Source organism: Luteibacter sp. dw_328 (assembly GCF_018449605.1).
GTDB lineage: Bacteria > Pseudomonadota > Gammaproteobacteria > Xanthomonadales > Rhodanobacteraceae > Luteibacter.
On record NZ_JAAVUW010000001.1, the window covers coordinates 411,598 to 426,108 of the forward strand.

General features: G+C 63.9%; 14 protein-coding genes. 12 read left to right on the forward strand and 2 right to left on the reverse strand.

Annotated elements, in window-relative coordinates; all coding sequences use genetic code 11:
• Positions 1-16: 16 nt before the first annotated feature.
• On the reverse strand, positions 17-679 hold the full coding sequence (locus tag HB634_RS01870; protein ID WP_063573469.1) for a TetR/AcrR family transcriptional regulator: 663 nt from the start codon (positions 677-679) through the stop codon (positions 17-19).
• Between the two features lie 242 nt (positions 680-921).
• On the opposite strand from HB634_RS01870, the gene ndk reads away from it, so the two are divergent.
• The 8 genes from ndk to moeB all read left to right on the forward strand — a co-directional run bounded on the left by ndk (position 922) and on the right by moeB (position 8,920).
• Positions 922-1,347: a nucleoside-diphosphate kinase gene (gene ndk, locus HB634_RS01875; RefSeq protein WP_063573468.1), complete on the forward strand. Its 426-nt coding sequence runs from the start codon at positions 922-924 to the stop codon at positions 1,345-1,347.
• Between the two features lie 2 nt (positions 1,348-1,349).
• Positions 1,350-2,480, forward strand: a complete 1,131-nt coding sequence (rlmN, locus tag HB634_RS01880; protein ID WP_345777460.1) for a 23S rRNA (adenine(2503)-C(2))-methyltransferase RlmN — start codon at positions 1,350-1,352, stop codon at positions 2,478-2,480.
• Entirely contained in the window at positions 2,470-3,240 is a 771-nt protein-coding gene (gene pilW / locus HB634_RS01885) for a type IV pilus biogenesis/stability protein PilW (RefSeq protein ID WP_213947302.1), read from the forward strand. Before rlmN ends, pilW begins: the two co-directional genes overlap by 11 nt.
• A gap of 89 nt (positions 3,241-3,329) precedes the next feature.
• Complete coding sequence (locus HB634_RS01890; protein WP_213947303.1) at positions 3,330-4,304, forward strand: helix-turn-helix domain-containing protein; 975 nt, start codon at positions 3,330-3,332, stop codon at positions 4,302-4,304.
• A gap of 152 nt (positions 4,305-4,456) precedes the next feature.
• Positions 4,457-5,107 carry a tetratricopeptide repeat protein gene (locus HB634_RS01895; protein ID WP_063573539.1) on the forward strand — a complete coding sequence of 217 codons (651 nt, stop codon included), beginning with the start codon at positions 4,457-4,459 and terminating at the stop codon, positions 5,105-5,107.
• Complete coding sequence (gene bamB / locus HB634_RS01900) at positions 5,104-6,303, forward strand: outer membrane protein assembly factor BamB (RefSeq protein ID WP_063573538.1); 1,200 nt, start codon at positions 5,104-5,106, stop codon at positions 6,301-6,303. The genes HB634_RS01895 and bamB overlap by 4 nt, the downstream gene beginning before the upstream one ends.
• A gap of 23 nt (positions 6,304-6,326) precedes the next feature.
• Complete coding sequence (gene der / locus HB634_RS01905) at positions 6,327-7,724, forward strand: ribosome biogenesis GTPase Der (protein WP_213947304.1); 1,398 nt, start codon at positions 6,327-6,329, stop codon at positions 7,722-7,724.
• A 26-nt stretch (positions 7,725-7,750) separates the two neighbouring features.
• The gene (gene moeB / locus HB634_RS01910; protein ID WP_213947305.1) at positions 7,751-8,920 is read left to right on the forward strand and encodes a molybdopterin-synthase adenylyltransferase MoeB; all 1,170 of its coding nucleotides are present in this window, start codon (positions 7,751-7,753) and stop codon (positions 8,918-8,920) included.
• 18 nt (positions 8,921-8,938) lie between these two features.
• On the opposite strand, the gene HB634_RS01915 is transcribed toward moeB, so the two are convergent.
• A complete protein-coding gene (locus HB634_RS01915; protein WP_213947306.1) occupies positions 8,939-9,508 on the reverse strand; it encodes a GNAT family protein in 570 nt (189 codons plus the stop codon).
• Between the two features lie 95 nt (positions 9,509-9,603).
• On the opposite strand from HB634_RS01915, the gene folD reads away from it, so the two are divergent.
• The 4 genes from folD to HB634_RS01935 all read left to right on the forward strand — a co-directional run bounded on the left by folD (position 9,604) and on the right by HB634_RS01935 (position 14,243).
• Positions 9,604-10,458, forward strand: coding sequence for a bifunctional methylenetetrahydrofolate dehydrogenase/methenyltetrahydrofolate cyclohydrolase FolD (gene folD, locus HB634_RS01920; RefSeq protein ID WP_213947307.1), 855 nt, complete (start codon positions 9,604-9,606; stop codon positions 10,456-10,458).
• Between the two features lie 58 nt (positions 10,459-10,516).
• On the forward strand, positions 10,517-11,977 hold the full coding sequence (gene guaB, locus HB634_RS01925; protein ID WP_063571355.1) for an IMP dehydrogenase: 1,461 nt from the start codon (positions 10,517-10,519) through the stop codon (positions 11,975-11,977).
• A gap of 82 nt (positions 11,978-12,059) precedes the next feature.
• On the forward strand, positions 12,060-13,616 hold the full coding sequence (gene guaA, locus HB634_RS01930) for a glutamine-hydrolyzing GMP synthase (RefSeq protein WP_213947308.1): 1,557 nt from the start codon (positions 12,060-12,062) through the stop codon (positions 13,614-13,616).
• 297 nt (positions 13,617-13,913) lie between these two features.
• Positions 13,914-14,243: a helix-turn-helix domain-containing protein gene (locus HB634_RS01935; protein ID WP_213947309.1), complete on the forward strand. Its 330-nt coding sequence runs from the start codon at positions 13,914-13,916 to the stop codon at positions 14,241-14,243.
• Positions 14,244-14,511: the final 268 nt, after the last annotated feature.

A 14,511-nucleotide genomic window follows, 5' to 3' on the forward strand; every position in this document is an offset into this window, starting at 1 on the left:
AAAGGATCGTCCGCGGTCAGCGAGTGGCCGTGGAGGTCGAAACGGAAGGATTGCGCAGGCCGGCTGCGGCGAAGCGGATCAGGTGCTCGGCGGCGGTTTCGCGGTGGTCGCGCTCGTCGACGTCACTCTTGCGCTGGATGATGCCGAAGTCGGCCATCGCGTACGTCAGCGCGCCGGTGACGATGTCCAGGCGCCAGTAGATTTCGTCCTTCGCCAGGCCAGGCAGCAGTCGGGCGAATTCACCGGCGAACTGGCGCAGTACATGGCCATAGTTCTCGGACAGGAACTTGCGCAGGGTCTCGTTGTGTTCGGCGTAGGCTCGGGCCAGGACCCTGACAAAGGCCGCGGCGCCGCCATCGTTCCGGGACAGGTCCAGCGCCGGGCGGATATAGGCGTCGAGGACGTCCTCCAGGGAGGTGTCTTCCTGGCCCGCGACCTTGGCCAGGGCGGCTAGGCGCCGGGTATTCAGCTCATCCAGTCGGCGGCGGAACACCTCCTCGATGAGCTTGTCCTTCGAGCCGAAGTGATAATTCACCGCCGCCAGATTGACCCGGGCCGCTGCCGTGACCTGGCGGAGCGAGGCCCCGGCGAAGCCGTGGGTGGCAAATAGGGCCTCGGCGGCGCCCAGGATCCGCTCCTTGGTGCTGCGTTCGCGGGACGCGTAGGGTGCGCTCGTCATGTCGGCGACTCCGGAGGCGGGTGGTTTGAATCAAACGATCGTTTGAGAATACGCCTGGGCCCTTGGGCGGGTCAATCTGCAACCGCACATCCCTGCAAACGGCTTGCGATTGAGCTAGAATCTGTCAAGATTTCGTGAGCTAAGTCCGTCATTCGTGACGGCTTTGGCCCCAGACTTTCACCAGGCGTCCCCAGAGGCGCTGGCAACCTTATTTGTCTTTTCTCATTTCCCGGAGCATCCGTATGGCGCTGGAGCGCACCCTTTCGATCATCAAGCCCGACGCCGTCAAGAAGAACGTCATCGGCGAAATCCTCTCCCGCTTCGAGAAGGCCGGTCTCAAGATCGTCGCCGCCAAGATGAAGCAGCTGACCAAGGAAGAGGCCGAGGGCTTCTATGCCGTTCATAAGGAACGCGGTTTCTTCAACGACCTCGTCGCCTTCATGATCTCCGGTCCGGTGATGATCCAGGCCCTCGAAGGCGAAGGCGCCGTTCTCAAGAACCGCGACCTCATGGGTGCCACCAATCCGAAGGACGCCGAGAAGGGCACGATCCGTGCCGACTTCGCCGACTCGATCGACGCCAATGCCGTGCATGGCTCCGATTCGCTCGAGAATGCCGCCATCGAGATCAAGTACTTCTTCAACGACTCGGACGTCGTTTCGCACTGAGAATTGCCGTGAACACCCCCGCTGACAAGGTCAACCTGCTCGATTTCGATCGCAAGGGGCTGCGCGATTTCTTCGCGGAGCTCGGCGAGAAGCCGTATCGTGCCGAGCAGGTCATGAAGTGGATCTACCACCGTCTCGAAAGCGATTTCGAGAACATGACCGATGTCGGCAAGGCGTTACGCGAAAAGCTCAGTGCCAGCTGCTACGTCGGCCCGCCGAAGACCGCATTCGAAAAGACCGCGGTCGACGGCACGCAGAAGTGGCTGCTCGGCATGGATGGCGGTAACGCCATCGAAACCGTCTATATCCCGGAGCCGACCCGCGGCACGCTTTGCGTGTCGTCGCAGGTCGGTTGCGCCCTGAACTGCCAGTTCTGCTCCACGGCAACCCAGGGTTTTTCCCGCAACCTGTCCACCGCCGAGATCATCGGCCAGGTCTGGGTCGCGGCCAAACACCTCGGCAACGTGCCGCACCAGCAGCGCCGTATCACCAATGTGGTGATGATGGGCATGGGCGAGCCGCTGCTGAACTTCGACAACGTGGTGAAGGCCATGAGCCTGATGCGTGACGACCTCGGCTTCGGCCTGGCCGGCAAGCGCGTCACGCTGTCCACGGCCGGCCTCGTGCCGATGATCGACAAGTTGTCGGTCGAGAGCGACGTGTCGCTTGCGGTGTCGCTGCACGCGGCCAACGACGAGCTGCGTACCGAACTCGTCCCGCTCAACAAGCGTTACCCGCTCGCCGAGCTGGCGGCGGCGTGCGAGCGCTACATCAACCGCGCGCCGCGTACGACGATCACCTTCGAATACACGCTCATGAAGGGCGTGAACGACAAGCCCGAGCATGCGCGTCAGCTGATCAAGTTCATGCGCCGCCTGCCGGGCGTAAACAAGGTCAACCTGATCCCGTTCAACCCGTTCCCGGGGACGCGATTCGAGCGCTCGGGGCCGGACGAGATCCGCAACTTCCAGACCCAGTTGCTCAATGCCGGCGTTCTGACCATGCTGCGCCGCACGCGCGGTGACGACATCGATGCCGCATGTGGCCAGCTGAAGGGACAGGTCGTGGATCGCACCCGTCGTCAGGCGGAATTCCGCAAGAAACTCGAAGAGGGAGTGGTGAATGCGGCTTGAGCGTTGGGGGATGGTGGCTGCGCTCGCGTTTGCGTGCGCGGGCTGTATGGGTGGGGAATCGGGGCTGAAGCCTACGACAGCTGCCGACGAGAAGGCCAAGGGGGCCGAGGTTCATACCGAGCTCGGACAGCGTTACATGCAGCGAGGCGACCTCAGTGGCGCCATGGAGAAACTGCAGCAGGCCATCAAGTTCGACCCCAACTATGTGCCGGCCCGTACTGTGATTGCCGTGCTCTACGAAAAGATCAACGATCCAGCCAACGCCGAGCTGAATTATCGCAAGGCGGTGGAGCTGGACCCGAAGAAGGGTTCGGTCAACAACAATCTGGCCGTTTTCCTGTGCAAACAGGGGCGGGCGGGCGAATCGAAGGTCTACTTCGACCGGGCACTGGCCGACCCGTTCTACGAGACGCCCGACCTTGCCATGACCAACGCGGGCACTTGCCTGCTGGGTTCCAAGGACTACGACGGCGCCGAGGTCTACTTCCGGAAGGCGCTCGACCGTAATCCCAACAATGCCGATGCGCTGTATCAGATGGCGAACGTGTTGTACCTTAAGAACGATGCTTTCAGGGCCCGTGCCTTCCTGCAGCGCCTGGAGGCGCAGGGTCAGCCGAGTCCGACTGCTTTGAAGCTCGGTCACGACATCGAGCTCCGTCTGGGCGACGGGGAGGCCGCCCAGGATTACGCCAAACGCTTGCGCGAAAAGTTCCCGGATTCGGAACCCGCGCGGGCACTCGAAGCCACTGCACGTCAATGACTACCGTATCTTCGAATTCATCCGGTCGGGACGGTCGCGAGCAGGACTTGTTCGCAGGCATCGAGCCACATGCATCCAGGGGGGAAGCCATGGACCCGCAGACCGAAGTAAACGCCGACGAGGCTGGCCGCGTGCTGTTCAATCACGTCGCGGATCCGGGTTTCGGGAGTCGCCTGCGCGCGGCCCGTGAAGCACGGGGCTACACCGTCGAGGCCTGCGGCCAGGCATTACGCCTGCCGACGCGCCTGATTCGCCAGCTCGAGGCCGGCGAGTACGGCGGCATCGACTATCAGGTCTACCTTGCCGGTTACCTGACCAAGTACGGCCGCTACGTCGGCGTCGACGAAGAGGCCATCCAGGCCGAACTCGCCCGCATGACGCCCCGCCAGCCGGACCTCGTCGTTACCGGCGGGGTGTCGCATTCGCGCTATCTGCTCGAGCGCTACGTCACGGCGGCGACCTATGTCGTGCTGACGGCGGTGATCGTCGTTCCGATGGTCTGGCTGGGCGTGCGTGGCACGCTCGACCGCGACATGGCTCGCCTTGCGCCCCTGGACGCTGCCCCGGTAGCCCAGCAGGACGCTCCCGCGCCCGCAGTGGCTTCGTCGAGCGGCCTGGTTGCCGACACGGCGGAAAACAAGCCGGCGCCGGCAGCCGAGCCGCGTGCCGAGGAGCAGCAACCGCTGCTCGCTTCCATGGCCATGTTCCCGCCACTGGATCACAGCGTTTCCAAGTCGCCCCTGGCAACAGCGGCAGCTCCCGCGCCCGCAGCGGAAGCGGCCAATGGTGTCGGCGCGCATGGCCTGACGCTCAGCCTGCCTTCGGCGAGCTGGGTCGAAGTCACCGCGGCGGATGGGTCGCGTCTGGAATACGGCATCCTGCCGGCCGGCACGCAGAAGTCCTATCGCAGCGACAAGACCCTCGACGTCCGCATCGGCAACGCCGCGGGTGCCCAGGCGACGATCGACGGCCAGCCGGTGGAGATCGACACCTTCCGCCGTGCCAACGTGGCTCGCTTCCGCGTCGATATCCACGACGGCAAGGCGGCACCGGTCTCCTACTGACCGGTTCCCTCGACCGTAGCGTGTACGCGCGGGCCCGCCGGCCCGCGCTTTCGGTTATCCTTACCTATTGATCCACGCCACTCCATCCCTGATGGCCGGTGTGGGCTCGTTCCCTCCAAAGTTTGGCTGCGCGGAGCGCAGTGGGTGATTGCATGTCTTTCGACGTATACGACGATTACGAGCAGGGCGAGCGAGTCCAGCAATGGCTTCGCAAGAATGGCGTGTCCATCCTCGTGGGGATTGTGCTCGGCCTGGTCCTGATCTTCGGCTGGCAGCAGTGGAAGTCGCACCGCGCCGGTCACGAACAGGCCGCCGCCGGTGAGTATTCGGCGTTGCAGCTTGCCGTCGCCCAGAACAAAACCACCGAAATCGACGTGCGCACCGAGAACCTGTTGAAGGATTACTCGGACACGGCGTGGTCGGTGTTTGCTGCTAGCGAACGCGCCCAGCGCAACCTGCTCGCAGGTCAGCTGGACAAGGTCGGTGGCGACCTGGAATGGGCCAAGGCCCATGCCAAGGACGAAACGCTCAAATCCCTGGTCGATCTGCGCATTGCGCAGCTGAAGTTCGCCCAGGGCAAGGCAGAAGAAGCCATCGCGACGGTCGACGCCATGCAAGGCAAGTCGTTCGCTGCGATCGCACAGGAACTCCGTGGCGATGCGCTGGTCAAGCTTGGACGCCACGACGACGCACGCAAAGCCTATCAGGCGGCGATCGCCGCGATGGGCGACAGCGCACCGCAGCGCGGTGTGGTTCAAACGAAGCTCGATGATCTGGCAGTGGCCGGGAAGCAGGGTGCATGAAACGTTTTTGGGCAATCGCGTTGACTTCGTCGCTGGTCGTACTGGCCGGCTGCCATTCGTTCAAGAAGGAAAACGTCGAGCCGCCGACCCCGCTTGACAAGAAATTCGTGCCGACCGTCAAGGTCGAGCGCCTCTGGAAGTCCAGCATCGGCGACGGTGCGGCGGAATCCGGCGTGCGCATGCGTCCGACGGTCTCTGACGGCGTGGTCTACGCCGCCAGCACCGACGGAAAGATGGCGGCATTCGAAGCCGCTACCGGCAAGAGGTTGTGGTCCAAGAGCATCCGCCAGCACGGCTGGTTCGGGTGGGGCGACGCCAAGCGTGAAGATGCCCGTTTCTCGGGTGGTCCCGGTGCATCGGGTGACCTCGTCGCCATCGGCACGCTCGACGGCCATCTTTACGGCATCAACGCGAAGGATGGCGAGCGTCGCTGGGCCGCCGAGGTTTCCTCGGAAGTCATCACGGCGCCGGTCATCGTTGGCGATCTGGTTGTGGTCCGCTGCAACGACGGTCGCGTCTACGGCATCGACGCCACCACCGGCGAGCGTCGCTGGGCCTACGATCAGGCGGTGGTACCGCTGCTCAGCCTGCGTGGCAATGGTCGCCTGCTCGTCGCCAACGGCGTCGTGTTCATGGGCACCGATGCCGGCAAGCTCACGGCTATCCGTCTGGACAACGGCGAGAAGCTCTGGGAGCAGACCCTCGCCACCGGCGAAGGCCGTACCGAGATCGATCGCCTGAGCGACGCCGATGGCGCGCTCGTCCTCGACGGCTCGACGATTTACGGCGCCGCCTATCATGGTCAGCTGACCGCGATCGACGGTCCCAGCGGTCGCCCGTTGTGGAACCACGGCTTCTCGACCTTCACCTCGCTGGATGTGCACGAAAACGCCATCTACGGTGTGGACGACGACTCCCAGGTGTTCGCCTTCGACAAGTCGACCGGCGCCAGCATCTGGAAGCTGGCTGACCTCAAGTACCGTTGGCTCTCCGGTCCTGCCGCGCAGGGCAAGTACGTCGTGGTCGGCGATCTCGACGGCCACCTCCATTGGATCGACGGCAGCGACGGCAAGATAGTCGCCCGCGAGCGTCTGTCCAGCAAAGCCATTCGTGCCCAGCCCGTTGTGGTGGGTGACACCGCATACGTCGAAGATGTCGAGGGCCATATCGGCGCCTACCGCATCGCGACGAACTGATCCACAGGAATACTGCCCCTCCCATGTTGCCCGTCGTCGCCCTGGTCGGCCGCCCCAATGTCGGTAAGTCGACAATCTATAACGCGCTGACGCGCAGCAGGGACGCCCTCGTCGCCGACATGCCCGGCGTCACTCGCGACAGACACTACGGTGTCTGTCGTCTTGGTCCGCGGCCCTTCGTGGTCGTGGACACGGGTGGTCTGTCGGGTAGCGATGAGGGCATCGAAGGCCTCACGGCAACCCAGGTCCGCCTCGCCATCGAGGAAGCCCACCTGCTGGTCTTCGTCGTTGATGCCCGTGACGGCGTGCTGCCACAGGACGTCAGCATCCTCAATGAGCTGCGCCGTAGCGGCAAGCCGGTCATGGTCGTCGTCAACAAGACCGATGGTGTGGACGAAGCGGTAGCACTTGGCGAGTTCGCCTCGTTCGGCATGGCCGAAACGCTGCCCATGTCCGCGGCGCACAACCGCGGCATCGACGTGCTGGTCGAGCGGTCGCTCACGCATCTGCCCGACGAGCGCGATGACGACCCCGCCCTTGCCGACCAGGGTATCCGTGTCGCTATCGTGGGGCGCCCGAACGCGGGCAAGTCCACCTTGATCAATCGCCTGCTGGGCGAGGAGCGCCTCATCGTTTCCAATGTGGCGGGCACGACGCGCGATCCCATTCGCGTGCCGCTCCTGCGAGATGGCAAGCGCTTCACGCTGATCGACACTGCCGGCGTCCGTCGTCGTGCCCGTGTTGAAGAGGCCATCGAGAAATTTAGCGTTATCAAGACGTTGCAGTCCATTGCTGCCTCGCAGGTTACGGTGGTGATGATCGATGCCCGCGAGAATCTTGCGGACCAGGATCTCACCCTGATCGGTGGCGCCATGGAAGAAGGGCGCGCGCTGGTCATTTGCGTCAACAAGTGGGACGGCATGGACAAGTACGCTCGCGACCAGTGCATGGCTGCGCTCGGCCGCCGTCTGGCCTTCGTCGAGTGGGCGAAGACCGTCTTCATCTCTGCGCTCAACGGCTCCGGCCTCAGCGAACTGATGAAGGCTGTCGTTCGGGCACACGCGGCGGCGACGAAGGTCATCACCTCCAGTGACCTGACGCGCACGCTCGAGAAAGCCTACGAGGCCTATCAGCCGCCACTGGTTCGCGGCCATGCGCCGAAGCTTCGCTACGCGCATCCCGGTGGTAACAATCCGCCGACGATCATCATCCACGGCAGCCGTACCAAGCACATCGCGCCGGCGTATCGTCGCTACCTGGAAGGCTTCTTCCGTAAGCGGTACAAGCTGGAAGGCACGCCGATCCGCATCGATTTCCGTGATGGCGAGAATCCGTACGCAGGCAAGAAGAATGTCCTGTCGGATAGTCAGCAGCAGAAACGCCAGCGCATGATTCGTAACGCGAAACGACGCGAAAAGTAAGCGTCGCCCTCATCGGGGAGCCTCGCATGTCTGAAAGTCTGGATCGGGAACGCTGGCTGGCGGATCTGCGCCTCCGCGTTCCTGAAGTCGCCCCTGCCGAGGCACTCATCCGGCAGGCGGGTGGCGCGTTGCTCGTCGACGTCCGCGAGGACAATGAGCGCGCCAGCGGCATGCCAATCGGCGCATTGGGTCTCTCCCGCGGTTTTCTCGAACTGCGTATCGAACAGGCCGAGCCCGACCGCGACCGCGATATCCTTCTTCTCTGTGGCAGTGGCCAGCGCTCGTTGCTTGCTGCCGAAGCCCTGCAGCGCATGGGCTATCGGAGCGTCTCATCCGTTGCGGGTGGCGTTGGCGCCTGGAAGGCTGCCGGCTTGCCGGTGGTTGCTGGTTCGCTCGATGCCGACGCCGCCGAGCGGTACGCACGCCAGGTCTTGCTGCCGCAGGTGGGCGAAGCCGGGCAGGCGAGGCTGGCCGATGCCCGCGTGGCCGTGATCGGAGCGGGTGGACTCGGTGCGCCCGCGCTGCTCTACCTGGCCGCGGCCGGCGTCGGTCATATCACCATCATCGACGATGATCGTGTCGAGCGCTCCAACCTGCATCGTCAGGTCGTCCATGCGGATGCCCGCGTCGGCATGAGCAAGGCCGAGTCCGCGCGGATGACGCTTGCTGCGTTGAACCCCCGTATCCACGTGCGCGCCGTGAACGAACGCCTGCGCGCGAACAACGTGGAAGCTCTGATTGGTGACCACGAGGTGGTCATCGACGGCGCCGACAATTTCGCGACGCGCTACCTCCTGGCTGCCGCGACACGCCGGCTCGGCATCCCCATGGTCTACGCGGCGATCGAGCGATTCACGGGGCAGGCGAGCGTGTTCGATCCGCGCCGCGAGGATTCGCCGTGTTATCGCTGCCTGTTCCCCGAGCCGCCCGCCGCAGCGGACGCGCCGAACTGCAGCGAAGCCGGCGTGCTCGGCGTGCTGCCGGGCCTGGTTGGGCTGGTGCAGGCGACCGAGGCGATGAAGCTGATCCTGGGTATCGGTCAGCCTCTCGTCGGACGGTTGCTCACGTATGACGCCCTCGGCATGCGTTTTCGCGAACTGACGTTGAAGCGCGATCCGGCATGCCCGGGATGCAGCCGCGACGCCCGGTTTACGGGTTACGTCGACCTCGAGCGAATGTGTGCAGCGGCGGGGTAGGAACCGAGGCATCGGCTCCTACACGAGCAGGTCGCTGGGAATGACGGAGTACATGGCTGCGTCTACTGATTTACCTTTTAAAACAAGTCGGTTACGTAACATTCCTTCGAATGTACCTCCGATGCGTTCAGCTGTTCTGCGACTCGCCAGGTTGTCGTGCGCGACCACGATCTCAAGGCGCGAAATGCCTACCGTTTCGAAGGCAAAGCGAGCGGCAAGTCGGCCAGAATGACCTGCAATACCAGTACCTTGCGCTGACTCTCTCACCCAATACCCGAGGTTCGCCAGGCGATGCTCGCGGTTGAAGTGATTGACTCCCATGCCGCCGAGGATGGCATCGGTGCTGGCGTCGACGATGAGCATTTCGAAACCCTCGCCGAGGAACCACGCCTGCCGACATATACCGATCCAGTTGTCGGCCGCCGGGGTGTCATAGGAACTCGTGCACCAGTCTTGCCAGCGACCGACAGTCGAAACCGACTCACGTACGGCGTCGGCAAGGCTCGGCGCATCGGCCATGCGATGTGCGCGGAGGCTGACGACGCCGTCGGTGAGGTCGTGCGGATAGGGCAAGGTATCTAGAGTCATGCGGGAAGTATGCACGCCTCCGGTTCCGCGGACCCGGCTATCTACGCACGCGGCTTTGCAGCGATAATGTCTCGTTTTCGCAGGGCAGATCCTTCATGACCGCACGCATCCTCGACGGCAAGCGCATCGCCCACGAACTGCTCGAGCACATCGGGCGGCGGGTCGCCAAGCGCGTTGCCGAGGGTCGACGGAAGCCCGGTCTCGCGGTGGTGCTGGTTGGCGAGGACCCGGCCTCCGCGGTTTATGTAAAGAACAAGCGTAAGGCTTGCCAGCAGGTGGGCTTTGAGTCGTTCGGCTACGACCTGCCGGCGACGACGACTCAGGAAGAGCTGTTCGCTCTCATCGACAATCTCAATGCCGACCCCGCCGTCCACGGCATCCTCGTGCAGTCTCCGTTGCCGGACCATATCGACGAAGACGCGCTGGTCGATCGCATCGACCCGGGTAAGGATGTCGACGGGTTCCAGGCCGTGAATGTGGGACGCCTTGCGCTGCGTCGTTTCGGTCTGCGCCCGTGTACGCCCAAGGGCGTCATGACCTTGCTTGGGCATACCGATCATCCGGTCCGTGGACGCCATGCCGTGATCGTTGGTGTGTCCAATCACGTCGGTAGGCCGCTCGCGCTTGAGCTTCTAATTGCTGGATGTACAGTGACTTGCTGTCACAAGTTCACGCAAAATCTCGAAGGATTTGTCGGTCAGGCGGACATCCTCGTCGTCGCGGCCGGCAAGCCGGGGCTGGTCAAGGGTGAGTGGGTCAAGCCGGGCGCCGTGGTCATCGATGTCGGTATCAATCGGCTCGAGGACGGACGGTTGGTCGGCGACGTCGAGTTCGCGCCCGCCGCCGAGCGGGCGTCGTGGATCACTCCCGTGCCGGGCGGCGTTGGCCCGATGACCGTGGCGACCTTGATGGAGAATACGCTCGAGGCGGCCGAGGCCATCGACGCGTAGTGTCGTTTTGTTGCAACGCACGGTATAATGCCGCGATTTACTCGCGGGACTAATGCTCATGCGCATCCTTGCTGAGGCACTCACTTACGACGACGTGTTTCTGGTACCCGGCCACTCCACGGTCATGCCTCGCGACGTGGACACTTCGACGCGCTTCACGCGCGGTCTGCGCCTGAATATCCCCATCGTGTCCGCTGCCATGGACACCGTCACCGAGGCCCGCCTCGCCATCACCATGGCGCAGAACGGCGGCATCGGCATCATCCACAAGAACATGACCCCGCTGCTCCAGGCCGCTGAAGTGCGCCTGGTGAAGAAGTTCGAAGCCGGCGTCATCCGCAGCCCGATCACGGTGCGCCCGGATACCTCGATCGGCGAAGTCATGGCGCTGACCCGCGCACACAACATCTCCGGTGTGCCGGTGGTCGACGGCGAGAAGCTCGTCGGCATCGTCACCAGCCGCGACCTGCGCTTCGAGCGCAAGCACGACGACCCGGTCCGCAACATCATGACCCGGGAAGACCGCCTGATCACGGTGAAGGAAGGCGCTTCGCACGACGAAGTGCTGGAACTGCTGCACCGCAACCGCATCGAGAAGGTCCTCGTCGTCAACGACGGCTTCCAGCTCCGCGGCCTGATCACGGTCAAGGACATCCAGAAAGCCCGCGACAACCCCAACGCCGCCAAGGACTCCCACGAGCGCCTGGTGGTCGGTGCGGCCGTCGGCGTCGGTGGCGATACCGAACAGCGCATCGAAGCGCTGGTCGATGCCGGCGTGGACGTGATTGTGGTCGATACCGCCCATGGCCATTCGCAGGCGGTCATCGACCGCGCGGGCTGGGTCAAGAAGCATTACCCGCACGTCCAGGTCATTGCCGGCAACATCGTCACGGGTGAGGCGGCGCGCGCGCTGCTCGGCGCCGGTGTCGACGCGGTCAAGGTCGGCGTCGGTCCGGGCTCGATCTGTACCACACGTATCGTCACCGGTATCGGCGTGCCGCAGATCACCTCGATCGACCTGGTGGCCACGGCCCTCAAGGGTGAGATCCCGCTGATCGCCGATGGTGGCATCCGCTATTCGGGCGACATCCCCAAGGCGCTCGCTGCGGGCGCGTCCTCGGTCATGCTCGGCTCCATGTTCGCCGGTACCGAAGAGGCGCCGGGCGAAGTCGAGCTGTTCCAGGGCCGTTCCTACAAGAGCTACCGCGGCATGGGCTCCATCGGTGCCATGCAGCTTGGCTCGAAGGATCGCTACTTCCAGGATGAAGCCGACGCCGACAAGCTCGTGCCGGAAGGTATCGAAGGTCGCGTGCCGTACCGTGGCCCGCTGCACAACATCATCCACCAGATGATGGGCGGCCTGCGTGCCTCCATGGGTTACATGGGCGCGGCCAATATCGACGAGATCCACGAAAAGGCCCAGTTCGTGAAGGTGACCGGTGCCGGCGTGCGCGAAGCGCATCCGCACGACATCCAGATCACGAAGGAAGCGCCGAACTACCGCCTGACCGACGCTTAAGGCGCTCGCTCCAGGTGACCCAGGACGCCCGCCGCAAGTGGGCGTTCTGCTTTTTCAGACTTTCGAACTGCAGGCTGCCCCGATGACCGACATCCATAGCGACAAGATCCTCATCCTCGATTTCGGTTCGCAGTACACGCAGCTGATCGCCCGCCGCATCCGCGAGATCGGCGTCTACTGTGAGGTCTGGGCCTGGGATCATGCGCCCGACGAGATCCGCGGCTTCAACCCGCGCGGCGTCATCCTCTCCGGTGGCCCCGAGTCCGTCACCGAGGACGAGTCCCCGCGCGCGCCGCAGCTGGTCTTCGAGCTGGGTGTGCCGGTGCTGGGCATCTGCTACGGCATGCAGACCATGGCCGAGCAGCTCGGCGGCAAGGTGGAAGCCGGTCATCATCGTGAGTTCGGTCCGGCCACGATTACCTTCGCCAGCTGCGCGCTGTTCGACACCGTGGTCGAGGAGGGCGAGTCGCTCGGCGTCTGGATGTCCCACGGCGACCGCGTCACCGCGATGCCGGAAGGCTTTGCCGCCACGGCGTCGACATCGAGCCTGCCGCTGGCCGCCATGGCCGACGACGAGCGTCACTTCTATGGCGTGCAGTTCCATCCGGAAGTGACCCACACCAAGCGCGGCCTGGAACTGCTGCGCCGCTTCGTCGTCGACATCTGCGCGTCGGCCACGCTGTGGGACGCCGCCCACATCATCGAAGATTCCGTCGCCCGCGTGCGCGAGCAGGTCGGTAGCGACCGCGTGCTCCTGGGTCTCAGCGGCGGCGTCGACTCCTCGGTCGTGGCCGCCTTGCTCGAGAAAGCCATCGGTGACCAGCTGACCTGCGTCTTCGTCGATACCGGCCTGCTGCGTTTCCAGGAAGGCGACCAGGTCATGTCGACCATGGCCGAGCACATGGGCGTGCACGTCATCCGTGTCGATGCGAAGCAGCGCTACTTCGACGCGCTCGCCGGCGTGGAAGACCCCGAAGCCAAGCGCAAGATCATCGGCCGCCTGTTCGTCGAGATCTTCGACGAGGAATCGGCGAAGCTCGAGAACGTGAAATGGCTGGCCCAGGGCACGATCTACCCTGACGTCATCGAGTCCGCCGGCAGCAAGACGGGCAAGGCCCACGTTATCAAGAGCCACCACAACGTCGGTGGCCTGCCGGAGCACATGAAGCTCAAGCTGGTCGAGCCGCTGCGCGAGCTGTTCAAGGACGAAGTCCGCCGCATCGGTGTCGAGCTCGGCCTGCCGCGCGACATGGTCTACCGCCATCCGTTCCCCGGCCCCGGCCTGGGCGTGCGCGTCCTTGGCGAAGTGAAGCCCGAGTACGTCGACCTGCTGCAGCGTGCGGATGCGATCTTCATTGAAGAGCTGCGCAAGCATGGTCTGTACGACCGGGTGAGCCAGGCGTTCGCTGTGTTCCTGCCGGTGCGCTCGGTGGGCGTGGTGGGCGACGGTCGCGCCTATGAGTGGGTCATCGCGCTGCGCGCCGTCGAGACGATCGACTTCATGACGGCACATTGGGCGCACCTGCCGTACGACTTCCTTGATACATGCTCGACTCGTATTATCAATGAGTTGCGCGGTATTTCTCGTGTGGTTTATGACATCTCGGGGAAGCCGCCGGCGACGATTGAGTGGGAGTGATCGCTCCGCTCTCTACTTGACGGACAGGTTCCTATTCGCGAACAGTCGGGTCTCTCCAAGGGGTTGACCCGCCACGGATGGTCGACAAGGTCACCTCGCTCTGGAGTGTGTCCGTGATGCTGAAAGCGCCGATGCGGCAGTCCAGAGCGCGGTCGCTGATATACAGCGTGCCTTGCCTTTGGCGAAGCTGCTTGAGGTGGTGCCGGACCCCGCGCGAGCTCGCGCATGATCCAGATTGGTAGAATATGTAATCTTCGTGATACTTTAAATCCACTTAATGTCACGCAAAGCGTACATATGCCCACCCCGCATGCTGCTCCCGCCGCTGCGCGTCGAGCGCTTCGGAAGCTCGGCGCCGACATTCATGACGCCCGCCGTCGCCGACAACTAACGATGGCGGTGGTGGCGGATCGCGCCTTCACGTCCCGCGCCACGCTCCAGCGCGTCGAGGATGGCGACCCGTCCGTAGGCATGGGTATTTACGCCGCCGTTCTCCATGCGCTAGGGCTGCTTGACGGGCTGGCAGCCCTAGCCGACGTCAGCGCCGACACGCAAGGGCAGATCCTGGGCGCAGCCCAGCTTCCCAAGCGAGTGAGACTTCCTCGCGGAGGCAAGAGCGATGTCTGATGTCGAAGTGCACATTGAACTCCAGGGCACAAACAGGCTCGTAGGTCTCCTTCGGCACCATTCATCCGGCCGCGGTGAAACCGCGACTTTCGAGTACGCCGATGAATGGCTAGGCAGCGACGTCTGCTTTTCCGTCGAGCCTGCTCTTCGGTTGACGAAGGGTCTGTTTGCGCCACCGCCGGGCTTGACGCTTTTTGGCTCCCTGGGCGATTCGGCTCCCGATGCCTGGGGCCGTCGTCTCATGCAACGCGCTGAACGGCGAAACGCC

What these genes read in the sequence shown, in the direction of transcription:
- HB634_RS01915 (WP_213947306.1), bottom strand. Translation starts at nt 9,508, where the DNA reads ATGACTCTAGATACCTTGCCCTATCCGCACGACCTCACCGACGGCGTC.
- guaB (WP_063571355.1), top strand. Translation starts at nt 10,517, where the DNA reads ATGCGCATCCTTGCTGAGGCACTCACTTACGACGACGTGTTTCTGGTA.
- der (WP_213947304.1), top strand. Translation starts at nt 6,327, where the DNA reads ATGTTGCCCGTCGTCGCCCTGGTCGGCCGCCCCAATGTCGGTAAGTCG.
- HB634_RS01895 (WP_063573539.1), top strand. Translation starts at nt 4,457, where the DNA reads ATGTCTTTCGACGTATACGACGATTACGAGCAGGGCGAGCGAGTCCAG.
- HB634_RS01890 (WP_213947303.1), top strand. Translation starts at nt 3,330, where the DNA reads ATGGACCCGCAGACCGAAGTAAACGCCGACGAGGCTGGCCGCGTGCTG.
- pilW (WP_213947302.1), top strand. Translation starts at nt 2,470, where the DNA reads ATGCGGCTTGAGCGTTGGGGGATGGTGGCTGCGCTCGCGTTTGCGTGC.
- moeB (WP_213947305.1), top strand. Translation starts at nt 7,751, where the DNA reads ATGTCTGAAAGTCTGGATCGGGAACGCTGGCTGGCGGATCTGCGCCTC.
- HB634_RS01870 (WP_063573469.1), bottom strand. Translation starts at nt 679, where the DNA reads ATGACGAGCGCACCCTACGCGTCCCGCGAACGCAGCACCAAGGAGCGG.
- guaA (WP_213947308.1), top strand. Translation starts at nt 12,060, where the DNA reads ATGACCGACATCCATAGCGACAAGATCCTCATCCTCGATTTCGGTTCG.
- folD (WP_213947307.1), top strand. Translation starts at nt 9,604, where the DNA reads ATGACCGCACGCATCCTCGACGGCAAGCGCATCGCCCACGAACTGCTC.
- HB634_RS01935 (WP_213947309.1), top strand. Translation starts at nt 13,914, where the DNA reads ATGCCCACCCCGCATGCTGCTCCCGCCGCTGCGCGTCGAGCGCTTCGG.
- ndk (WP_063573468.1), top strand. Translation starts at nt 922, where the DNA reads ATGGCGCTGGAGCGCACCCTTTCGATCATCAAGCCCGACGCCGTCAAG.
- bamB (WP_063573538.1), top strand. Translation starts at nt 5,104, where the DNA reads ATGAAACGTTTTTGGGCAATCGCGTTGACTTCGTCGCTGGTCGTACTG.